General features: G+C 68.8%; 20 protein-coding genes and 1 tRNA gene. 6 read left to right on the plus strand and 15 right to left on the minus strand.

The genetic code is table 11. The features are described 5' to 3' along the window. Window positions 1–279: 279 nt before the first annotated feature. Complete coding sequence (gene polA / locus NE236_RS42355; RefSeq protein ID WP_252847981.1) at window positions 280–2,973, minus strand: DNA polymerase I; 2,694 nt, start codon at window positions 2,971–2,973, stop codon at window positions 280–282. A gap of 53 nt (window positions 2,974–3,026) precedes the next feature. On the opposite strand from polA, the gene NE236_RS42360 reads away from it, so the two are divergent. Together NE236_RS42360 and NE236_RS42365 are read left to right on the plus strand one after the other, a co-directional pair. Beyond that, entirely contained in the window at window positions 3,027–3,443 is a 417-nt protein-coding gene (locus NE236_RS42360) for a PaaI family thioesterase (RefSeq protein WP_372494534.1), read from the plus strand. 252 nt (window positions 3,444–3,695) lie between these two features. After that, a complete protein-coding gene (locus NE236_RS42365) occupies window positions 3,696–4,289 on the plus strand; it encodes a DUF4352 domain-containing protein (protein WP_252847982.1) in 594 nt (197 codons plus the stop codon). 103 nt (window positions 4,290–4,392) lie between these two features. Here the strand turns inward: NE236_RS42365 and NE236_RS42370 are convergent, their stop codons facing one another. From NE236_RS42370 to NE236_RS42395, 6 genes are all read right to left on the minus strand, one after another. Beyond that, window positions 4,393–5,124, minus strand: coding sequence for an ABC transporter ATP-binding protein (locus NE236_RS42370; protein ID WP_252847983.1), 732 nt, complete (start codon window positions 5,122–5,124; stop codon window positions 4,393–4,395). Beyond that, complete coding sequence (locus NE236_RS42375) at window positions 5,114–5,926, minus strand: ABC transporter ATP-binding protein (protein WP_252847984.1); 813 nt, start codon at window positions 5,924–5,926, stop codon at window positions 5,114–5,116. Before NE236_RS42375 ends, NE236_RS42370 begins: the two co-directional genes overlap by 11 nt. Further along, window positions 5,923–7,110, minus strand: a complete 1,188-nt coding sequence (locus NE236_RS42380) for a branched-chain amino acid ABC transporter permease (protein ID WP_372494535.1) — start codon at window positions 7,108–7,110, stop codon at window positions 5,923–5,925. Before NE236_RS42380 ends, NE236_RS42375 begins: the two co-directional genes overlap by 4 nt. Beyond that, the gene (locus tag NE236_RS42385; RefSeq protein ID WP_252847985.1) at window positions 7,107–8,072 is read right to left on the minus strand and encodes a branched-chain amino acid ABC transporter permease; all 966 of its coding nucleotides are present in this window, start codon (window positions 8,070–8,072) and stop codon (window positions 7,107–7,109) included. The genes NE236_RS42380 and NE236_RS42385 overlap by 4 nt, the downstream gene beginning before the upstream one ends. A gap of 85 nt (window positions 8,073–8,157) precedes the next feature. Further along, a complete protein-coding gene (locus NE236_RS42390) occupies window positions 8,158–9,327 on the minus strand; it encodes a branched-chain amino acid ABC transporter substrate-binding protein (RefSeq protein WP_252847986.1) in 1,170 nt (389 codons plus the stop codon). A 270-nt stretch (window positions 9,328–9,597) separates the two neighbouring features. Next, window positions 9,598–10,182 (minus strand): ANTAR domain-containing response regulator, encoded by a 585-nt coding sequence (locus NE236_RS42395; protein WP_252848013.1) that lies wholly within the window; start codon window positions 10,180–10,182, stop codon window positions 9,598–9,600. Window positions 10,183–10,306: 124 nt separating this feature from the next. On the opposite strand from NE236_RS42395, the gene NE236_RS42400 reads away from it, so the two are divergent. Continuing rightward, window positions 10,307–10,384: transfer RNA gene (locus tag NE236_RS42400), tRNA-Leu, on the plus strand. Window positions 10,385–10,446: 62 nt separating this feature from the next. Next, window positions 10,447–11,208 (plus strand): protein-tyrosine phosphatase family protein, encoded by a 762-nt coding sequence (locus NE236_RS42405; RefSeq protein ID WP_252847987.1) that lies wholly within the window; start codon window positions 10,447–10,449, stop codon window positions 11,206–11,208. On the opposite strand, the gene NE236_RS42410 is transcribed toward NE236_RS42405, so the two are convergent. The 3 genes from NE236_RS42410 to NE236_RS42420 form a co-directional block, all read right to left on the minus strand. Then, on the minus strand, window positions 11,209–11,397 hold the full coding sequence (locus NE236_RS42410; RefSeq protein WP_252847988.1) for a hypothetical protein: 189 nt from the start codon (window positions 11,395–11,397) through the stop codon (window positions 11,209–11,211). A 284-nt stretch (window positions 11,398–11,681) separates the two neighbouring features. Further along, the gene (pyk, locus tag NE236_RS42415; RefSeq protein ID WP_252847989.1) at window positions 11,682–13,118 is read right to left on the minus strand and encodes a pyruvate kinase; all 1,437 of its coding nucleotides are present in this window, start codon (window positions 13,116–13,118) and stop codon (window positions 11,682–11,684) included. A 251-nt stretch (window positions 13,119–13,369) separates the two neighbouring features. Beyond that, entirely contained in the window at window positions 13,370–13,924 is a 555-nt protein-coding gene (locus tag NE236_RS42420) for a type 1 glutamine amidotransferase domain-containing protein (RefSeq protein ID WP_252847990.1), read from the minus strand. Window positions 13,925–14,318: 394 nt separating this feature from the next. Here NE236_RS42420 and NE236_RS42425 point away from each other — a divergent pair, with 394 nt between their 5' ends. Beyond that, entirely contained in the window at window positions 14,319–15,755 is a 1,437-nt protein-coding gene (locus tag NE236_RS42425; RefSeq protein WP_252847991.1) for an alkaline phosphatase family protein, read from the plus strand. Window positions 15,756–15,773: 18 nt separating this feature from the next. Continuing rightward, window positions 15,774–16,895 (plus strand): YncE family protein, encoded by a 1,122-nt coding sequence (locus NE236_RS44865; RefSeq protein WP_252847992.1) that lies wholly within the window; start codon window positions 15,774–15,776, stop codon window positions 16,893–16,895. Window positions 16,896–17,036: 141 nt separating this feature from the next. On the opposite strand, the gene NE236_RS42435 is transcribed toward NE236_RS44865, so the two are convergent. The 5 genes from NE236_RS42435 to NE236_RS42455 all read right to left on the minus strand — a co-directional run bounded on the left by NE236_RS42435 (window position 17,037) and on the right by NE236_RS42455 (window position 21,569). Further along, on the minus strand, window positions 17,037–17,612 hold the full coding sequence (locus NE236_RS42435) for a YceI family protein (RefSeq protein ID WP_252847993.1): 576 nt from the start codon (window positions 17,610–17,612) through the stop codon (window positions 17,037–17,039). Between the two features lie 192 nt (window positions 17,613–17,804). Then, window positions 17,805–18,269, minus strand: coding sequence for a VOC family protein (locus NE236_RS42440; protein WP_252847994.1), 465 nt, complete (start codon window positions 18,267–18,269; stop codon window positions 17,805–17,807). A 77-nt stretch (window positions 18,270–18,346) separates the two neighbouring features. Next, the gene (locus NE236_RS42445; protein WP_252847995.1) at window positions 18,347–18,868 is read right to left on the minus strand and encodes a helix-turn-helix transcriptional regulator; all 522 of its coding nucleotides are present in this window, start codon (window positions 18,866–18,868) and stop codon (window positions 18,347–18,349) included. 210 nt (window positions 18,869–19,078) lie between these two features. After that, window positions 19,079–19,273: a hypothetical protein gene (locus NE236_RS42450; RefSeq protein ID WP_252847996.1), complete on the minus strand. Its 195-nt coding sequence runs from the start codon at window positions 19,271–19,273 to the stop codon at window positions 19,079–19,081. A 169-nt stretch (window positions 19,274–19,442) separates the two neighbouring features. Then, window positions 19,443–21,569, minus strand: coding sequence for a prolyl oligopeptidase family serine peptidase (locus tag NE236_RS42455; protein WP_308209221.1), 2,127 nt, complete (start codon window positions 21,567–21,569; stop codon window positions 19,443–19,445). Between the last annotated feature and the right edge of the window lie 348 nt (window positions 21,570–21,917).

Here is a 21,917-nt window from a genome sequence, read left to right on the forward strand (position 1 = left end):
CTCACGGGAGCTTGCAACCCCCCGCCCCGCCCACCGCCGCGGCGGCGGCCGTGCCGCCCCGGGCAGGGGGTCCGCCGTAAGCGAGCCCGCGGGCGGACGCGGGCCGCAGGCGCGTCCGCCGTACCCGACACACGGGCAGGACGGCCGGGGAGGCGTGCACCCATCCGAGTACGCGGGCGACACGGGCCGCAGGCGCGTCCGCCATAGGCGGGCGCACGGGGGCGGACCAGCCCCGGCGGCGTCCCGCCGGGGGCGCTCCTCAGGACTCCACGGGCCGCGTCAGTGGCCGGCGTCCTGCCAGGTACGGCCGGTGCCCATGGAGACCTCCAGCGGCACGCGCAGGTCGTACGCCCCGCCCATCTGCTCGCGCACGAGGGTCCGCAGCGCGTCCAGCTCGCCGGGCGCCACCTCGAAGATGAGCTCGTCGTGGACCTGCAGCAGCATCCGCGACCGCAGCCCGGCCGCGCGCATCGCCCGATCGACGTTCAGCATCGCGACCTTGATGATGTCGGCCGCCGACCCCTGGATCGGCGCGTTGAGGGCCATCCGCTCGGCCATCTCCCGGCGCTGCCGGTTGTCCGACGTCAGGTCCGGCAGGTAGCGACGCCGCCCCATGATCGTCTCGGTGTAGCCGTCGTGGCGGGCCTTGACCACGATGTCCCGCAGGTAGTCGCGGACCCCGCCGAACTGCTCGAAGTACTCCGCCATCAGCGCCCTCGCCTCGTCGGGCGTGATCCGCAACTGCTGCGACAGCCCGAACGCCGACAGGCCGTAGGCCAGGCCGTAGTTCATCGCCTTGATCCGCGACCGCAGCTCGTTGTCGATCTGCTCGGGCGGCAGGTCGAACACCCGCGACGCGGTGATCGTGTGGAAGTCCGCGCCGGACCCGAACGCGTCGATCAGCGCGGCGTCCTCCGACAGGTGCGCCATGATCCGCAGCTCGATCTGGCTGTAGTCGGCGGTGAGCAGGCATTCGTACCCCTCGCCGACCATGAACCCCTCACGGATCTGCCGGCCCTCGGCCGTGCGGATCGGGATGTTCTGGAGGTTCGGATCGGCCGAGGACAGCCGGCCGGTCGCCGCGACCATCTGCCCGAACGTCGTGTGAATGCGCCGGTCCTCGTCGGCCATCGGGATCAGCGAGTCGACCATGCTCTTGAGCTTGGCCACCTCCCGGTGCCGCAGCAGATGCTCCAGCACCGGATGGGCGGTCTGGGCGAACAGGCTCGTCAGCGCGTCGGAGTCGGTGGTGTAACCGGTCTTGGTGCGGCGCGTCTTCGGCAGCTGCAGCTCCTCGAACAGCACCTGCTGGATCTGCTTGGGCGACCCGAGGTTGAACTCGTGCCCGATCGCCTCCCAGGCGCCCTCCTCCATCGCCTTGACCTCCGCGCCGAAGGTCGCCGACAGCTTCGCCAGGTAGTCGATGTCCAGGGCGATGCCGACGCGCTCCAGGCCCGCCAGGACCTCGACGAGCGGCAGCTCCACCTCCTGCAGCAGCCGGGTCGCGCCCCGCCGCTCCAGGTCCGCGTCGAGCGCCTCGGCGAGATCGACGATCGCCCGTGCCCGTACGGCCAGGTCGAAGGCGGCCTCCTGCTCGCCGGAGCCGTCGATCGTCAGCTGGCCGCCGTCGTCGGCCTCCTTGCGCAGCTCCCGGTGCAGGTAGCGCAGGACCAGATCGCCCAGGTCGAAGGAGCGCTGGCCGGGCAGCGCGAGGTAGGCGGCCAGCGCCGTGTCGCTGGTCACGCCGTCGAGCCACATGCCGCGCGCGGCGAACGCCAGCATCGGGCCCTTGGCGTCGTGGATCGCCTTTGGCCGCTTCGGGTCGGCCAGCCACGCGGCCAGGGCCCGCTCGTCGTCCTCCGGGAGCTCCACCGGGTCGAGGAACGCGCCCGCGCCGTCCCGCGCGGCCAGGGCGATGCCGGTGATGTCGCCGGTGCCCCGCCCCCACGTGCCGGTGACGGCGACGCCGACCCGGCCCTCACCGCTCGCGTGCTCGGCCAGCCACGCGGCGACCTCGCCCGGTCCGGGCCGGGCCATCTCGACCTCGAACCCCTCCTCCGCCTCCGGCTCGACCGCCGACAGCGTGGCGTACAGCCGCTCCCGCAGCACCCGGAACTGCAGGGTGTCGAACAGGGTGTGGATCTCGTCGCGATCCCACTGGCCGATCGTCAGCTCGGTCGGGGCCTGGTCCAGGGGCACGTCGCAGATCAGCTCGTTGACCTGGTAGTTGCGCATGACCTCGCCGAGGTGCTCGCGCAGGCTCGCGCCGGCCTTGCCCGTGATCTCCTCGACGTTCGCGATCACCCCGTCGAGCCCGTCGTACTTGGCGATCCACTTCGCGGCGGTCTTGGGGCCCACGCCGGGCACGCCCGGCAGGTTGTCGCTGGTCTCCCCCACCAGGGCGGTCAGCTGCCGGTGCCGCTCCGGCGGCACGCCGTACTTCTCCTCGACCGCCGCCGGCGTCATGCGGGCCAGGTCGGACACGCCCTTGCGCGGGTAGAGCACCGTGCAGTGCGGGCCGACCAGCTGGAAGGCGTCCCGGTCGCCGCTGACGATCGCCACGTCCATGCCCTGCTCGACGGCGCGCGTGGCGAGCGTGGCGATCAGGTCGTCGGCCTCGAAGCCCGCTACGGACAGCCGCGGGATGCGCAGTGCGTCGAGCACCTCGAAGATCAGGCTGATCTGGCTGCGGAAGTCGTCCGGCGTCTCCCGCCGGTTCGCCTTGTACTCGACGTAGGCCTCGTGCCGGAACGTCGGCTCCGACCGGTCGAAGCACACCCCGACGTGCGTGGGCGCCTCGTCGCGCAGCACATTGATCAACATCGACGTGAAGCCGTACACCGCGTTGGTCGGCTGACCCGTCGTGGTCGAGAAGTTCTCGATGGGCAGCGCGAAGAACGCCCGATAGGCCAGGGAATGGCCGTCCAGGAGCAGCAGGCGCGCGTTTTCAGAGGTCGCTTCCGTCGTCACCACGCCAGCAGCCTAGTCTTCGGGTGCGACAGTTCTGAGCAGGTGATGGAGGTTTCATGAGCGACGCCGGCGGCGGCCCCGCGAACGATCTCGGCGTGGACCCACGTGGGGACCTCGCCACGGCGATGGGCGTCGAGCTCCTCGAGGCGAGCCCCGAGCGCGTCGTGGCCCGCATGCCCGTCAAGGGCAACACCCAGCCGTACGGCGTCCTGCACGGCGGCGCCTCCTGCGTGCTCGCCGAGTCCACCGGCTCCGTCGGCGCGGCGCTGCACGCCGGACCGGGGCGCATCGCCCTCGGCATCGAGATCAACGCCACGCATCACCGCTCCGCCACCAGCGGACACGTCACCGCGGTGGCCACCCGCCTGCACGGCGGGCGCACCCTGGCCACCTACGACATCGTCATCACCGACGAGCAGGACCGCCGCGTCTGCACCGCCAGACTCACCTGCGCCATCCGCGATCAGCCATAGATTTCTCGCATCTTTTGCACCAGTCACTCCAGTCTCGCTACCGTTGGAGGGCAAGAGCCCGGAGCGCTGAGTAGAAAACGTACGACCCGGTTCCCCTGCAGGGCCGGGGAAGGCCTGCAGAGGCCACCAGGCCGTACGGCACCAAAGGCGCTCCGGGCTCATTGTCGTCCACGGTCTCGATTCGGCCACAGGCGCCTTGCGCGTCGGCCACAGGGTCTTCGCACGGCCGCTTCCGCCCCGTACGGTCGCGCTGTGCGCCCATTCGCGATCACACCCGGCGTCCTCACACGGCGCCGGCCCCGGATCCGTACCGTGGCGTCGCTCGCCGCCCTGGCCCTAGCCGTCGGCTGCGGCCATCCCGCCCGCGACTACCACCTCCCACCGCAACCCCTCCCCGAGCACGAGAAGGCGCTGACCGGCAAGACCGCCACCATCGGCGAGGTCAGCTACACCGCGATCGGGCTCGGCACCAAGATCCCCGAGGTCATCGGCTCCCACGGCAGCTGGATCGCGCACGGCCAGTTCGTCCGCGTCCGCCTCCTCATGGTCGACCACGGCCGTGAACGCCACGACTTCAACCCCTACCGCCAGCTCCTCGTCACCACCGACGGCGCCGCGCACGCCCCCAGCTACGACGCGATGCAGATCTCCCGGGCGCCCAATGGCATACAGTCCATCGCCTCCCAGGAGATGCGCGCCTTCGACCTGTGGTTCGACGTGCCCGCGAACGCGCGCGTACGGGCCCTCAGGGTCCTCGGCGACCCCTCCTCGTCCCGGCTCGCCGACCAGCTCAAGGGCGCGCCCGTCGCCGGCGCCAAGAACCCCGTCGACATCCCCCTGACGTGAACCACGCGGGGTCGCGCGCCCGAAGCGACGAGACGGCCCCTGAAAAGACGCGGGGGTGGCGACCCGCAACCGCGAGCCGCCACCCCCGATGCCGCAGGTCCGGTCAGTCGCCCGGACCGGCGGCCGCCTCCGCGCCGCCACCGAGGTACGCCGCGCGCACCTGCGGATCGTCGAGCAACGCGCTCGCCTCCGCCGACTTGACCACCTTGCCCGTCTCCAGGACGTACGCACGATGCGCGACCTGGAGCGCCTGCTGGGCGTTCTGCTCCACGAGCAGCACCGTCGTGCCCCGCCGGTTGATCTCCGTGATGATCTCGAAGATCTGCTGGATCAGCTTCGGCGCCAGACCCATCGACGGCTCGTCCAGCAACAGGACCTTCGGCTTGGTCATCAACGCCCGGCCGATCGCCAGCATCTGCTGCTCGCCACCGGACATCGTGCCGCCCGCCTGGTTCTTGCGCTCGGCCAGCCGCGGGAACAGTTCGTAGACCTCGGCGAGGTCCTTGTCCGCCTCGTCCCGGCGCGCGTACGCGCCCATGGAGAGGTTCTCCACGACCGTCATGCCGGGGAAGATGCCACGGCCCTCGGGCGACTGCCCGATGCCCATCAGCACCCGCTTGTGCCCCGGCACCTTGCTGATGTCCTTACCGCCGAACAGGATCTGGCCGCGTGTCAGCGGGCGCAGCCCCGAGATCGTCTTGAGCGTCGTCGTCTTGCCCGCGCCGTTCGCGCCGATCAGCGTGACGATCTCACCCTCGTCGACCTCCACGGACACGCCCTTGAGAGCCGCGATCTTGCCGTAGTGGACGTGGATGTCCTTGATCTCAAGAAGCATCGGCCGGGACCCCCAGGTACGCCTCGATGACCCGCTGGTTGTTCTGGATCTCGGCGGGCAGACCCTCAGCGATCTTCTGGCCGAAGTCCAGGACGGCGATCCGGTCGCTGATGCCCATGATCAGGCTCATGTCGTGCTCGATCAGCAGCACCGTACGCCCGGTGTCCCGGATCCTCTTGATCAGCCCCTGCAGCTCCTCCTTCTCCGTCGGGTTCATCCCGGCGGCCGGCTCGTCCAGCAGCAGCAGCTTCGGATCCGTCGCCAGCGCACGCGCGATCTCCAGCCGCCGCTGGTCGCCGTACGGCAGGTTCTTCGCCGTCTCCTCCATGCGGTGGCCGATCCCGACGAACTCCATCAGCTCGCGGGCCTTGGCCCGGCCGTCGCGCTCCTCCCGGCGGTGCCACGGCAGCCCGAGAGCCGCCCCGGCCAGCCCGGTGCGGTGGTGCGCGTCCGCGCCCACCAACACGTTCTCCATCGCCGACATGTTGTGGAACAGCCGGACGTTCTGGAACGTACGCGCGACGCCGCGCTTCGTGACCTGGAACCGCTTCTTGCCGTCGATCCGAGAATCCTGGAAGACCACCTGGCCCTCGGTCGGCTGATAGACCCCGGTGACCACGTTGAACACCGTGGTCTTGCCCGCGCCGTTCGGACCGATCAGCGCGAAGATCTCACCCTCGTTGATGGTCAGGTTGAGATCGTTGATCGCGACGACACCGCCGAAGCGCATCGTGATGCCGCGGAGCTCCAGCGTCGGCACACCGGCCTTCTTCTCCGCCGGAACGGCTGCCGTCTCGCTCATTCGACTCCCTCACCAGCGCCGACGGTCACCGGACCGCCGACCTCGGCACCCATGCTGCCCATGCCGCCCTCGCCCTCGGCGAGCTCCGCCTTGCGACGCCGCGACGGCAACAGACCCTCCGGCCGGAAGATCATCAGGATGACCAGCACCGCGCCGAACACCAGCACGCGGTACTCCTGAAGGCCACGGATCCGCTCCGGGATCCACGCCACCAGGAACGCCCCCAGGATGACACCGGGCAGATTGCCCGAGCCGCCCAGGACCACCGCCGCCAGGATCGTCGCCGACAGGATGAACGGGAAGTTCGTCGGAATGATCGACACCGCCTGCGACGCGTACATCACGCCGCCCGCACCGCCGATCGCCGCGCCGATCGCGAACGCCGCCAGCTTGAACTTGAACGTCGGAACGCCCATCAGCTCGGCCGCGTCCTCGTCCTCCCGGATCGAGGCCCACGCCCGGCCGACGCGGCTGGCCTCCAGCCGCTTCACGAAGACGATCGCCAGGATGATCAGTACGAGCATCAGGTAGTAGTACGGCTTGCCGTCCAGCGCACCGTACTTGAACGGCTGGACCCCGCCGATCCCGATCGCGTCGAACAACCCGTTGTCCGGGATCGTCCACTCGGTCAGCGTCGGCGGATGCGGAATACCACCGATGCCGTTCGGACCGCCGATGTAGTTCCAGTTGTTCGCCGTCTTACGGACGATCTCCCCGAACCCGAGCGTCACGATCGCCAGGTAGTCACCGCGCAGCCGCAGCGTCGGAGCGCCCAGGAGGATGCCCGACAGCGCCGACAGCAGCACGCCGACGACCAGGATCTCCCAGAAGCTCCAGCCGTACTTCGTCCCGAAGACGGCCATCCCGTAGCCGCCGATCGCGAAGAAGGCGACGTAGCCCAGGTCGAGCATGCCCGCCTGCCCCACCACGACGTTCAGGCCGATCGCCAGCAGGATGTACCCGCCGATCGGGAAGAACAGCAGCGTCGGCCAGTCGGTGTACGGCGACATGAAGCTGCCGATGCCGTCCGCCGGCAGAGCGATCGCCAGCACGATCAGCAGCAGATAGACGACCCAGCGCGCCCAGCGCGGAGCGGTCGCCCATCGGTCATGGATCGAGTCGGAGAACGAGGTGTACCCACCCCGCATACGGGTGAGCGGGTTCGTGTTGGTCGAATCGTTCATGCGCGCGCCTGCTGGAGAGACTCACCGAGAAGGCCGGTGGGACGGAACATGAGGACAAGGACCAGAACGCTGAATGCCACGACGTCCTGCCATTGGGAGCCGAACACCGCGGCGCCGTACATCTCGATCAGGCCGAGGACGATACCGCCGACCAGCGCACCGCGGAGATTGCCGATGCCGCCCAGTACCGCGGCCGTGAACGCCTTGATGCCCAGTAGGAACCCGACGTCGAACCTCGTCTCCTCGAACCGCAGCATGTACAGGGCCGCCGCGACACCCGCCATCGCACCGCCGAGCGCGAACGTCGCGGTCACGATCCGGTCGATGTTGACGCCCATCAGCACCGCGGTCTCCGGGTCCTGCGCCGTGGCGCGGATCCCGCGGCCGAGCTTCGTCCGGTTCACGAACATGTCCAGCGCGATCATCATGAGCACCGCGCCGACGATCACGATGAGCTTGTCGTTGGACAGCTCGAAACTGCCGATGTGGATCACATCGCTCTTGTGCGCGAAGTGTCCCTGGACCGGCAGGGCGCCCTTCTCCTTCGGCAGGCCGAACGCCTTCGGGATCACCAGCCGCGCGAACAGCTGCTGCAGGAACAGTGACGCGCCGATCGCCGAGATCAGCGCCGCGAGGCGTGACGCCCCGCGCCGCCGCAACGGCCGGTACGCCACGTACTCGAGGATCACCGCGCTGCCGCCCGACGCGACACCGCCCGCCACCGCGAGCAGCAGGACCAGTCCCACCAGGGCGAAGCCGCCCACGTTGGCCGGCATGCCGATCAGGTGCAGGGTCCCCAGGGCCGCGAACGTCCCGATCATGAAGATCTCGGAGTGCGCGAAGTTGATCAGACGCAGAACGCCGTAGACCATCGTGTACCCGAGCGCCACCAGCGCGTAGATCGCGCCAAGTGACAGGCCGTCAATGGTGTACGGCCAGAATTGACTGAAGAGATTGTTCAATGTGGTCGCCTTTGCCGCAGGGGCGGGAGCGCACGTGTCGCTCCCGCCCCTGCGCTTATCTCAAGGCCGCCGTCTGGCAGGCGGACTACTTGACCGTCGCGTTCTTGGCATTGCCCAGCAGCGGCAGCTGGTCGCCCTTGACCTGGTAGACGTAGACGTCCGTCGCGGTCGGCTCACCGGTGCTGCTGAACTTGATCTCCTTCGAGACGCCCGGCTTGTCGATCGTCGACAGGTAGTCGTTGATCTTCTCCGGCGTCGTGTTGCCCGCCTTGATCGCCTCGATGTACGCGGTGGCCGCGTCGTAGCCCTCGGCCGAGTAGATCGCCGGGTCCGCGTTGAACTTCGCCTTGTAGTCAACGGCGAACTTCTTGCTGGCCGCGCTCGCCGTACCACTCGGGTCGATCAGGCACGGGCAGCCGATGACCGAACCGTCGGCGTTCGTGCCGCCGGCACCCTGCGCCAGACCCTTGTCCAGCGAGCCGTCACCGGACAGGAAGCGCGCCTTCACGCCGCCCTCGCGCAGCTGCTTGATCAGCTTGCCGCCCTGGGCGTAGTAACCGCCGAAGAAGATCGCGTCCGGCGCGAAAGCCTTCACCTTGTTGACCGTCGCGCCGTAGTCCGAGGCCTGGACGTCGATCGCGTCCTCGGAGGTCTGGGCGCCGCCCTTCGTCACCGTGGCCTTCACCGTCTCGGCGAGCGGCTTGCCGTACTCCGAGCTGTCATTGATGACGAAGACCTTCTTGGCCTTCAGCGAGTTGCTGATGAACTCGCCGATCCCGGTGCCCTGCACGTTGTCGTTGCCGATGACGCGGTGCCAGAACTTCCAGCCGTGCGTCGCCAGCGCCGCGTTGGTCGCCGAGGAGGAGATGTTCGGGACCTTGCCCTCTTCCAGCACCGGGTCGGCCTGGGCCGACTCGCCGGAGAACGTCGGGCCGATCAGAGCGGCGATCTTGTCCTTGGTGATCGCCTGCTTGGCCAGCGGGACCGCCTGCTCGCCCTTGCCCTGGCTGTCGTAGGTCTTGAGGGTGATCTTGACCTTCGGGTTCGTCGCGTTGTACTGGTCGATGGCCAGCTGCGCGCCCTGCTTGGGGGGGATCACCAGGCCGGAGTTCTCACCGGTCAGGTCGCCCATGAATCCGATCGTGACGGTGTCGCCACCGCCACTCTTGGACTTGCCACCACACGCGGACGCGCCGAGCGCCAGTGTCGCGCTCGCCGCCACCACGCCGACGACCTTAATCAATCTGCTCCGCAAGGTAGCTGTTCCTTCCGTCCGAATCGCCCTGGATCAGGTACGTCTTTGCACCCAGGTCGTGGAGTCGATGCGGGCGAATTACACGTTTCCTGGGGGCCTCGGGGGGTAGTACACCGAGCCCTGGGTACGAGCAGTAGCCCTCCAGCCAGGGTGTTACTGCTTCGTTACTGGTCCGTGGCCTAACAGGCCGGTTTCCGTTACGGACAGCAACGCTCCGTAGTTATCCAGGTCTCCGTATATCAGCCGCGTTAACGGACGCGGAGCGCCTCGCTATTCGGTCGACCCGCCGACGGCCTCGCCCGCCCCACCCGCGATGACCGCCTCCGCCACCGCGCGCATCGACAGCCGGCGGTCCATCGAGGTCTTCTGGATCCACCGGAACGAGTCCGGCTCCGACCAGCCGTGCGCGCTCTGCAACAGCCCCTTGGCCCGATCGACCAGCTTCCGCGTCTCCAGCCGGTCCTCCAGGGAGCTCACCTCGGCCTCGAGACTCTTGATCTCCTGGAACCTGCTCATCGCCATCTCGATGGCGGGCACGAGATCGGCCTTCGTGAACGGCTTCACGAGGTAGGCCATGGCTCCGGCCTCGCGCGCCCTCTCGACCAGCTCCCGCTGGGAGAACGCCGTCAGGATGACCACCGGCGCGGTCCGGCTCGCGGCGATCCGCTCCGCCGCCGAGATCCCGTCCAGGATCGGCATCTTCACGTCGAGGATCGTCAGGTCCGGCACCAGGTCCATCGTCAGGCGGACGGCCGTCTCCCCGTCCCCGGCCTCACCCACGACCTCATACCCGTCTTCTTCCAACATCTCCTTGAGATCCAGCCTGATCAGGGCCTCATCCTCAGCGATCACCACACGACGCGCGCTCTCGGTCACGCGCACGAGCGTACCCGGACCCGCTACCCTGGTACCCGACCCGGGTCGGGGCATCGCACAGCAAGCCCCAAATCTGGACATATAATCGAATAGAACGAAATAGGCCCCGATAGCCCAATCGGCAGTAGGCAGCAGATTCAAAACCTGCACAGTGTGGGTTCGAATCCCACTCGGGGCACCAAAGAAAACCGCCGTCCATTACGGACGGCGGTTTTGTCGTAGCCCAGTGCAACACTGCGGCGTATGTACGACAGGCAAATCGTCGATCAAGCGCTCGCCCTGTCCCGGCAAGGGTTTTCCGACCGCGCGGTTGCTGAAATGTGCGGCGTCTCGGTTGGCGCCTTCCGCCACTGGAAGTACGGCAACCGGCGCTCATACCCACTCACCGACCCAACGACTACGTGCCCACGGTGCAGCAATCGCCCACTCGATCTTCGAGCCTATTCCTACTTACTGGGCCTGTACCTCGGAGACGGACATATCGCCCATCACCGCCGAGAGGTGCTTCGCCTTGGCATCGCCTGCTGCGACGACTGGCCTGGGCTCATAGAGGCAGCAGCCGAGGCGATGGCGACGGTGATGCCTAATTCCTCGGTAGGTCGTCTCCAGCGGACCGGCTGCACTCTGGTCAACAGCTACTCGAAACATTGGGCGTGCCTGTTCCCTCAGCATGGGCCCGGGATGAAGCACACACGGAAAATCGCGCTGCAACCGTGGCAGGAGGAGATCGTCGCGGAATTCACCGAGGAGTTCATCCGCGGGCTGATCCATTCGGACGGATGCCGCTCGATGAATCGCGTACGGCGGCCGTTGAAGAGCGGCGACCGCTGGTACGAGTACCCCCGCTACTTCTTCGTCAACGAGTCGGTGGACATCCGGCGGCTGTTCACCGATGCGCTCGATCTCCTCGGGATCGCGTGGAAGCAGTCCAACCGGAAGACGATCTCGGTCGCTCGGCGTGAGGCGGTGGCGCGGTTGGACGAGTTCGTGGGGCCGAAGTACTGATCAGGTCGCGTGGCGGATGAAGAACTCCTTCTCGGCGTCCGGCGCGTCGAGGACCGAGCCGGGGACGGCCGGGTCGCGGTGCTCGGCCTGGAGGTCCTCCGGGTGGGGTCGCTCGGGGAGGGAGTGCCAGCGGTCGGGTCGGCCGGGCTGGGCGTCGTCCTGCGGCGGGGTGCTGTTGTCTTCACTCATGACTCCAGCATGCCCCTCCCCGACTTCCGTACCAAACGTCGACGGCCGTCAGCGCCCGGTGGGACGGCGACGGCGGGCGCACCGGGCCGAGGGGTCAGACCGGGCGCTCGTAGGCGCGTACGGCGAGGGTGGGCGGCCGGGCGGCCACGGTGAATGACCGCCGGCCCGGACCCTCCCGACGGGAGGGTCCGGGCCGGTGCGGCCGTGAGGATGCGGTTCGGGTCAGGCCGGGGTGGAGCTCCAGGCCGTTCCAGCCCCCGCTCGGCACCCGAGGGTGATCCGGGTCAGGGCGACGGGTGGGTGGCGATGGCGTCGCCGATGCGGTGGACGCGCAGGGCGTTGGTGGAGCCGGGGGTGCCGGGCGGGGAGCCGGCGACGATGACGACGCGGTCACCCTTCTGGAGGCGGCCGATCTCGAGGACGGCGGCTTCGACCTGGCGGACCATCTCGTCGGTGTGGAAGACCTCGGGGACGATGAAGGTCTCGACGCCCCAGACGAGGGCCAGCTGGCTGCGGGTCTCGGGGCGGGCGGTGAAGGCCAGCAGGGGGATCGGCGAGCGGTAGCGGGACAGGCGTCGCGCGGTCTCGCCGCTCATGGTGAAGGCGACCAGGGCCTTGGCGCCGACGGTGGCGCCTACCTCGGCGGCGGCGCGTGCGATGGCGCCGCCGACGGTCTCGGGGACGCGGTCGAGGGAGTGGGTGGCGCGGAGGGTGTGCTCCTCGGCGGCGACGACGATGCGGCCCATGGTCTGGACGGACTCGATGGGGTAGTCGCCGACGCTGGTCTCGCCGGAGAGCATGACGGCGTCGGCGCCTTCGAAGACGGCGTTGGCGACGTCGGAGGTCTCGGCGCGGGTGGGGCGGGGCGCGGTGATCATCGATTCGAGCATCTGGGTGGCGACGATGACCGGGCGGGCCTTCTCGCGGGTGAGCTCGATGGCGCGCTTCTGGACGATGGGCACCTGCTCGAGCGGCAGCTCGACGCCCAGGTCGCCGCGGGCGACCATGATGCCGTCGAAGGCTTCGACGATCTCTTCGAGATGGTCGACGGCCTGCGGCTTCTCGATCTTGGCGAGGAGGGGGACGGTGCGCCCCTCCTCCTCCATGATGCGGCGGGCGGCCGTGGCGTCGTCGGGGCTGCGCACGAAGGACAGGGCGACCATGTCGACGCCGAGGTGGAGGGCGAAGCGGAGGTCGTCCTGGTCCTTCTCGGTGAGGGCGGGGACGCTGACGGCGACGCCGGGGAGGTTGAGGCCCTTGTGGTCGGAGACCATGCCGCCGACGAGGACGCGGGTGCGGACGCGGGGGCCGTCGACGGCGGTGACGTTGAGGACGACGCGGCCGTCGTCGATGAGGATCGTGTCACCGGGCGCGACGTCGCCGGGGAGCCCGCCGTACGTGGTGGAGACCTGGCCGCGGTCGCCGGGGACGTCCTCGGTGGTGACGGTGAACTCGTCGCCGAGGGTCAGCCGGACCGGGCCGTCGGCGAACCGGCCGAGCCTGATCTTGGGGCCCTGGAGGTCGGCGAGGATGCCGACGCTGTGGCCGGTGGCGTGGGAGGCCTCCCGGAGATATCCGTAGACCTCCTCGTGCTGCTCCTGCGTGCCATGGCTCATGTTGAGCCGGGCGACGTCGATCCCGGCCTCCACGAGGGCTTGGATGCGTTCCGGGCTGGAACAGGCGGGACCTATCGTGCTGACGATCTTTGCTCGGCGACTCACGCTACAACCCTAGGTAGTTACTGGGCAGTACGCGCATTCGTGCAGGTCGGCGTTGCCCAGTGTTCACGTATTGGTCTAGACCGAAGGAACCGATAATGCCCCCTTCGGGCTAGAAGGAGGGTATGCCGGGATGCGGGTAACGGCAGCCGGATCCGGAAGTCGGGCCGGCGAAGGTGTCGACGCGGGCGGCCGGCGTCCCGTACGTCCGGGCGGCCGTCCCCGCGGATGGCGCGGGTGTCGTCGGCGCCGGGTCAGGCCGCGAAGGTCTCGAGGAGTTCCTGGCAGAAGGCCTTGAGGTCGTCAGGCTTGCGGCTGGTGACCAGGGTGTTGGAGCCGGCGGTGCAGCGCGCGACCTCCTGGTCGACCCAGGTGCCGCCCGCGTTGCGGATGTCGGTCCGCAGGCTGGGCCAGGACGTCAGGGTCCGGCCCCGTACGACGTCGGCCTCGACGAGGGTCCAGGGCGCGTGGCAGATCGCCGCGACGGGCTTGGCCTGGTCGAAGAAGCCCTTGGCGAAGGCGACGGCCTTCGACTGCATGCGCAGGAAGTCGGGGTTGGCGACGCCGCCGGGGAGCACGAGCGCGTCGAAGTCGGCGGTGGACACCTCGTCGACGGTGGCGTCCACGGGGAAGGTGTCGGCCTTCTCGAGGTGGTCACGGGCCTGGACCCGGCCACCGCTGGTGGAGATCAGGCGCGGGGTTCCGCCTGCCTGCTCGACCGCCTTCCAGGGCTCGGTGAGCTCGACCTGTTCGATCCCGTCGTGCGCGACGAGGAAGGCGACGGTCTTGCCTTGGAGATTGGTGCTCATGGGTCGGTACCTCTCCGGGTGAAGCTTTCTGGCCGTGCCCGAAGAGCCCTGCCCGCCATCGGGGTCGGTATTCACGTTCGGCCGTGCGGTTCCGAACAGGACGGAGTTCTCCCCGGCCGGGCGCTCGAGCGCCGCCCGCCGCCGTGTCCGCAGCTCCGTTCCGTCTCCGACCTCGCCCGCCGGCGTCCTTGATCACCGGTTAATCATGAATGGCCGCAATAGGCCTTTTCTGTCCACGTATGGCCATGACTCTGGGTGTCGTTAATTGTCCGGATTAACGTTTCCGTCGCTTGATCATCGACAGTCGTTCATCCGTTCGCGTTGCACCCGACCCCGCTCATGGGTCATTTTCTATGGGTGTTTCGTGGTCCTCGGTTCGACGGGAGCGTGTCAGATGCCGGAAATAAGCCGTCGCCGCCTGTTCGGTTCGGCGGGAGCGGTGGCCGCGGCGGCGTTCGCCGCGGAGTTCCTTCCACCGAATGTGCGGCGCGCCATGGCGGATGCGCCATCACCCGGAAAGGGTCGGCTCGCCGACATCAAGCACGTGGTCGTCCTTATGCAGGAGAACCGGTCATTCGACCATTACTTCGGGACTCTGCCCGGAGTGCGCGGTTTCTCGGATCCGGCGGCGATCGCGCTGAGCACCGGCCGGTCGGTGTTCTACCAGCCGGACTCCGTGAACCCGGCGGGCTACCTCCTGCCGTTCCACCTGGACACACGGACGACCAGCGCGCAGGCGATCCCGTCGACCAGCCACGCCTGGAAGGTGCAGCACCAGGCGTGGAACAACGGGAAGATGGACAACTGGCTGCCGGCGCACCGGGTGGCGGACGGGGTGAACGGCCCGTACGTGATGGGGCATTACACCCGCGCGGACATTCCGTTCCAGTTCGCGCTGGCCGAGTCGTTCACGGTCTGCGACAACTATTTCTGCTCGGTGATGGGGCCGACATGGCCGAACCGGCTCTACCTGATGAGCGGCACGATCGATCCGGGTGGGACGCAGGGTGGCCCCATCATCAGTAACAGGGATCCCGCTCCGTACAAATGGCAGACCTATCCGGAGGCGCTCACCGAGGCGGGGATCGAGTGGAAGGTCTACCAGGAGGTCGACAATTACGGGTGCAATGTTCTCGAGTACTTCGAGTCGTTCCAGAACGCCCCGACCGATTCCCCCTTGTTCCGCAACGGGCTGCGCACGTACTCCGCGGGCCAGTTCGAATACGACGCGGCCCATGACCGGCTGCCGCCGGTCTCCTGGATCATTCCGACGAGCTACCAGTCGGAGCACCCGGACTACACGCCGGCGGCCGGCGCCGACTACGTGTCCAGCAAGATCGACGCGATCGCGTCCAATCCCGACGTGTGGCGCAAGACACTGTTCATCCTCAACTACGACGAGAACGACGGGCTGTTCGACCACGTCCCTCCCCCGGTCCCTCCGGCGGGGACCCCGGACGAGTTCGTCCAGGGCCTGCCGGTCGGGGGCGGCTTCCGTGTCCCGTGCATCCTCGTCTCCCCCTGGACGCAGGGCGGCTGGGTCGCCCGTGAGCCGTTCGACCACACCTCGACGCTGCGCCTGCTGGAGCGGCTGACGGGGGTCCCGGTGCCGAACCTCAGCGCCTGGCGCCGGCAGGCGTTCGGGGACATGACGTCCGCGCTGGGGATGCCGGTCCACGGCCGGCCGCCGCACCTGCCCGGGACGAAGAGGGAACTGGCGCAGGCGGTCGAGGCGATCGAACGGTTGCCGGCCCCGGAGTTCCCGGGTGCCGAGCAGACCCCGCCCCAGCAGGAGAAAGGCCCCCGGCCTCGGCCTCGCGGCCGAGTCTAGGGCGGAAGGGATATCAACGTGCCGAAGAACATCTCACGGCGGCGTCTCCTCCTGGCGGCGGGAGGCGCCGCGGGGCTGGTCGTCCTCGCCGTTCCCGCGGGTTCGGCGCTCGGCCTGACGGGGCAGGGACCACGGCCGCGACCGAGCAACAGCGCGCCCGGCGGCCCGAAATGGGAGGCACCGCGCGAGCAACCGCAGGCGCGCCGCGCGACCGGCCCGTACCTCGCCTATGTGGCGCTGGCCGGCGGGTACAACGTGTCGACCGTCGACGTCGCCGCTCACCGGATCGTGGCGAGCAACATCGCCACCGACGCCGCCCAGGGCGTCGCGGCGACCCCGGACGGCGCGAAGCTGTACGTCGCCGACACCGGTCAGTACGACGTGCTGATCGTCGATCCGGCCACCGGTTCGGAGCGGTCCCTGCACGTGGGCCCGTATCCCAGGGACGTGGCCGTCTCCCCGGACGGGACCAAGGTGTACGTGACGGTCGGCGGCGGGGACACCGGCAAGGGCGGTTCGGACACCGTCGCGGTGATCGACACCCGGTCGGACACGGTGGTGCGGTCGGTCCGGGTCGGTACGGCGCCCCGGCAGGTGGTGTTCGCGGCGGACGGGACGCGGGCGTACGTCACCTTCGACTCCGGGGTCGCGGTGCTGGACACCCGGAGCGACCGGGTGATCCGCAGGATCCGCGACGGCGCGGGGCCGCAGGGCATCGCGGTGGATCCGGCGGGCCGGACGCTGTACGTGACGGAGCCGCGGGCGGGCACGGTATCGGTCTTCGACGCGGCGAGCGGCCGGGCGCGCGCCCGCATCCGGGCCGGTGACCAGCCGTGGGGCGTGGAGGTGACGCCGGACGGGGCCAGGGCCTACGTGAGCCAGATGAACGACAACGCGGTCGCGGTGATCGACACGGCGACGCGGAAGGTACGGCGTACGGTCGCGGTCGGGAAACTTCCGTCGTCGGTGGCGATCACCCCGGACGGTGCGGAGGTGTGGGTCGGCAACGTCTTCTCCGGCAGCGTCTCGGTGATCAGCACGGCGTCGGACGCGGTGATCGCGACGATCGCGGGCGGCACTGGCACCAAGCCGCTGGACGCCGCCCCGCTCGGCATCGCCTTCACCAAGGCCCCGGGGTGAAGGGGAGGCGCATCCGCGGCAGCGCCTGAGCGGCCGGAACAGGGGTGCGCCTGGGCGCTCTGCCGTCCCGGCCGGTTCGGCGGCCGGGAGATGCCGGCGGATTCCGGCGAGGACGAGACCGGATGGCCGACGCCGACCGGGTCAGCTCTCGGCCAGGACGGCCTGGATCTCCAGGCCGATCTCGATCTCGTCGCCGAGGACGACCCGGTCTCCCTGGAGGGGAAGGTTGAACCGGATGCCGAAGTCCGATCGCAGGATGCGCGTGGAGGCGGTGAACCCGGCCCGCAGGCCGCCCCAGGGGTCGACGCCGGTGCCGTGGAACTCCGTCAGCAGGCGGACGGGGCGGGTGACGCCGCGGATGGTCAGGTCGCCGTCGACGTTGTAACGCGGATGGCGGGCCCGGCGGCCGGTCCGGGCGGGCGACACGCCGGTGGCGGTGAAGGTCATGGTCGGGTGGTGCTCCACGTCCATGATCTCCGAGGAGCGGACGTGGGCGTCGCGTTCGGTGTTGCGGGTGTCGATGGACTCGATGGCGATCTCGACGGCCGCGGTCGAGAGGAAGGGATCGCCGGCGATCTCGATGCCGCCGCGGAATTCGGTGAAGCTCCCGCGCACCGTCGTCATGAGGTGCCGGACGCTGAAGGTGATCTCCGAATGCGCCGGGTCGATGCTCCACATCCCGGCGGTCAGGCCGGGATGGGCGGCCGTTTCCGTCATCTCACTCCCCAATGTCACACCCCGTCACACTACGCACAACGGGTCAATGTAGTCGAATCAACCACAAATCACACATCGAGGGGTGGATCAGCCGAGCTTCTGGCCCGCGAGAATCCGCCATCGACCTCCTGCCAGCAGGGCGACGCTCCCGCCACCGACGACGATGGTGGGAGCCGCTCGTACTCCGGGCGCCTACCCCTCGGAGCCCCCGGGGACGTCTCCCCAGCCGGCGCTCTCGTCGAGAGTCTCGAACGGCTGAGTGAGGCTGTACCAGTTGCCCGAGTCGTCGCGGAAGATCGCCTCGATGCCGTACGGGCGCCGCTGCGGCTCATGAATGAACTCGACGCCCCTGGCAGCCAGTGCCCGGTGTTCCGCGACGCAGTCGTCGGTGGTGAACGCCCCGGCGCCCAGAACTCCCTTGGCGATGAGCGCCTTGAGCTGCTCGGCGGATTCCGGGTCGAGCGTCGGCGGGCCGGGCACCATGAGCGTGAGGTCCAGCTCGGGCTGGTCCTTCGCGCCGACGGTGACCCAGCGCATCCCGCCCTCGCCCAGGGTCATGTCGTTGCGCAGCTCCAGGCCGAGCTTCTCGGTGAAGAACTCCTTGGCCGAGTCCTGGTCGAGCACCCAGACGGTGGCCAGCCCGAGTCCTGTGATCATGAGTGTGCTCCTTCGCATGCGGTGGTGGGACCCACGCTAGAGAACCCCTGCGGCCTGCGGCTTCTCGAATATTGCGGTTAATCCGCCTGGAAACCGCCGGCCCAGAACAACACGAAGCAGCCGGGGATGGCGGCGGGAGCGGCGCGGCGCGCCGAGGAGCGGAACTCGGTCGGCGTCATCCCGACCTGCCGCTTGAACCGGGTGCAGAAGGTGCCGAGGCTGGTGAAGCCGACGAGCATGCAGATCTCGGTGACGGTCAGGTTGACCGACCGGAGCAACTCCTGGGCGCGTTCGATCCGGCGGCGGGCGAGATACTGACCCGGCGTCTCCCCGTACGCGTCGCGGAACCGTCGCACGAAGTGGAAGCGCGAGTATCCGGCCTGCGCGGCCACCGCATCGAGATCGAGCGGCTCGGACCAGGACCGGTCCATCAGGTCCTTGGCCGACCGCAGCCGCCGCAGCACCGCGAGGTCCGCCGGCTGTGCCGCACCACCCGTCGCGTGTTCCGGATCAGCCCGCCCGCTGGTCGCACCGCCCGGTGCGTGCGGTCCGTCGCCCGGCGCCCGTGGCGCATCTGCGCTGGTCGGCGCGGTGTCCATGACCCGATCCTGCCATAGCCCCCTCCGCCAGGGCACAGAGAAAGTGAATGCGCCCCAGGCGAGAGACGATGCCGACTGCCGCCCGAACCGCTCACGCGGGCGAAGCCGACGGACGCTCTCGTAGCGAGAACCGGCCTCCACTCCAGGCGGAGCGGAGGCCGGTCATTTCCTCAGAGGCGGCGTGAGGTCACCGCCGCGAGAAGGTTTTCGCTAGGACGTCCGGTGGTCGCGGACGGTTCGTCGCGCTTCTTCCAGCTCGGCGGGCGTGTAGCTCCTGGTGACAGGAGCCCCATCTTCGGCGAGGGAGAACGCGTCCAGGATGGTTGCGGCGGTGATGAGGGACTCAGCCCTCCTCACCTTGGTGGGCCGCTCTTCGCGGGGCGTTCCGTTGTTTTCTTGCCTCATGGCAGATCTCCTTTGTGTTCTTGCCTCTTCAGGCACAGCAGTCGAGACAGTCCCTTCGCGTCAGACGGCTGCAACCGTCGGCTGCACGACCCGCCGACAGCGCATCCTCACGCCGATCGGCAGACGCGCGGCGCGAATGCGCGGCAACGTGGAACGAGGCCCACCGTTCTCAGCGTGGTTCTGCGGCACGCTCGTGCAGGCGCGTGGTCGCCTTTTTCGGGGATAGACCGGTGTATTGGCCGGCGAAGGCCAGCAGGTCCGCTGTCAGCGCCCGTTCTTTGCTCGCGGGCGAGGCGGCGTGGGCGGTGTCGGGTTCTCGGCGCATGAGGACCGGCCGGTCACTGCTGGTGGCGTGTTGAAGGGCCGCGCACATCTTGGTGACGTGGGCCTCCCCCGTCTGCAGGTCGGTCACCGCACCGGCGAGGAGGAAGGCGGGATAGGGGGTTCCGGGCCTGACGTTGTGGTAGGGCGAGTATCCGAGTAGCCATCGGAGTTGCTCGGGTCGGGAGGCGGTGCCGAATTCCTCGGTCCAGGTGCATCCCAGGCCGAAGCGTTCGTAGCGGACCATGTCACACAGCGGACCTGCGGCGATGACCGCCGCGTACAGGTCGGGTCGCTGGGCTGCGGCCGCGGTGACCAGGAGGCCGCCGCCGGATATGCCATAGATCGCCAGTTGGTCGCGGGTCGTTCGACCGGTAGTGATGAGCCAGGTCGCGGCATCGTTGAAGTCGCTGATCGCGCGGTGTTTGTACGGTCCGCGGCCGGCGTCGTGCCAGTGCTGGCCTGCGTCGCCGCCTCCGCGTACGCAGGCGACCGCGTAGATGCCGCCGGCGCTGACCCAGGCGGCCGCCATGGGGAAGAACCATGGGCGCATCGGCATGCCGAAGCTGCCGTAACCGTAAAGGAGCGTGGGACGGGGGCCCTGATGTTCTTCAGCCGGGGTGAACAGGAGCAGTGTGACCTCGGTGCCGTCGCCGGCACGGTAGCGAACGCTGCGGCTGCGGATTTCCGGGGTGCGTCCGGCTGTCGTGGCCCCGGTCTCCTGTGCCATCGTCCCGCTGATGGCGTCGTAGCGGTAGATGGTCGGGGGCGTGGTCGCGTCGCAGTAGCTGAACCACGCCTGGCGTCCGTGTGGGATGTTCGTGCGCAGGGACGATACGACGCCCGTGCCGGGAAGGGGCACGCCGGTGAGCGGCCGACCGCCGGCGAGGTCGTGCAGTGTCACGGTGGAGATGCCGTGGCGGGCGCGTGCCACCAGAAGGAGGGGCCGTGGAAGCGCCGGATCGTCCAGGACCAGGCACTCGTCCAGAGGGGCCTGGGGGTCTTCGGGTACCAGGGTGCGCCATGCGGCGGGGTCGGTGTCGTGCCGCGGTGCCACGCAGATGCGGCCGCACGGGGCCAGGTAGTCGGTGACCAGCAAGAGATCGTCGTCCACGAGGAACCGTGGCAGAACACGGGCGCCCGTGATGCGCCCGTCCACGATCTTGGTGAAGTGCGGGGCTTGTGGATCGATGAGTTCGGCCACGTACACATCGTTGGGCGAGGCGGGCCCCGCCATCGCGGTGATCGCCAGATGACGGCCGTCGGCGCTGACCGTGAGCCCGTAATAGTGGTCCGGTGCATCGTCGCCGCCGAACACGACCGTGTCGGCCTGCCAGGGCGTACCGATGCGGTGCAACCTCACCCGCCGCTGCAAACGCATGTCGCCTGGGGCCAGATCCCCATTGGGAACTCGGCTGACGTAGTAGAACGCCTCCCCTCCCGGCAGCCAGGCGAGCGAGGTGTTACGGGCGCGCGGCAGCGGCCCGTCCACCGCTTCACCGGTACGCACGTCCAGCACCAGGATGTCGCTGCCGGGCTGCTCGGCGACCTCCATTTGGACGGCCACACGTTCGCCCTCGCGCGACGGCCACCAGTCATACAGCCCGGCATGGCCGGACGGATCGATCAGTGCCGGGTCGACCAGCACCCGCCTGTTCCCCTCGGCGTCGACCACGAGCAGGCGCCGTTGCTCATCCTCACGGAGCTGCTCGGCGAGGAACATGATCGGACCACGCACCATCGGAGGCTCCGACACTCCAAAGGATGACGCCTCGTCCACTAAAGACGTCCATGCTCGCCGCTCACTCCATCCGGCGCGACACGCATGGAAGAGACGATCCTGGGTCGCGGCCCAGTCCCGCACGTCCGCATGATGGCCGTCTTCCAGCCAACGGTAGGGATCGGCGACCGGGACTCCGAACAGGTCCTCCACCACGTCGCTGCGCCGAGCGGCAGGATAGGACAATCGCGCCACGAAACCCCCTCCGACGCATCGCCTGCGTGGCTGCGCCGAGGTACCGCGGCCTTCACCGCGGTACCTCGGCGCACTCAGCTATGACTCGCCACGAAGAATGTCCTGCTGCCAGCCGCGAACGCCCCCAAAGCGCGGAGACGGCTGGTTAGCGGTGTACGGCAGGTATCCATTCATGACAGCCTCCCGGATCCCTTCGAGTTCGCCCGGAATGGACGTTTACGCCGACAACCCTCTCCGCGCCCACGATCGATAAACCTCCCACCCACCTCGATAGGCGCCCCGATCTTACCGGCTCCTCAACACATGCAAAGCGGTTCGCAAACCGACGTGCCCATTGTCCCAACGAAA

This window comes from Actinoallomurus purpureus (assembly GCF_024055795.1).
Lineage (GTDB): Bacteria > Actinomycetota > Actinomycetes > Streptosporangiales > Streptosporangiaceae > Actinoallomurus > Actinoallomurus purpureus.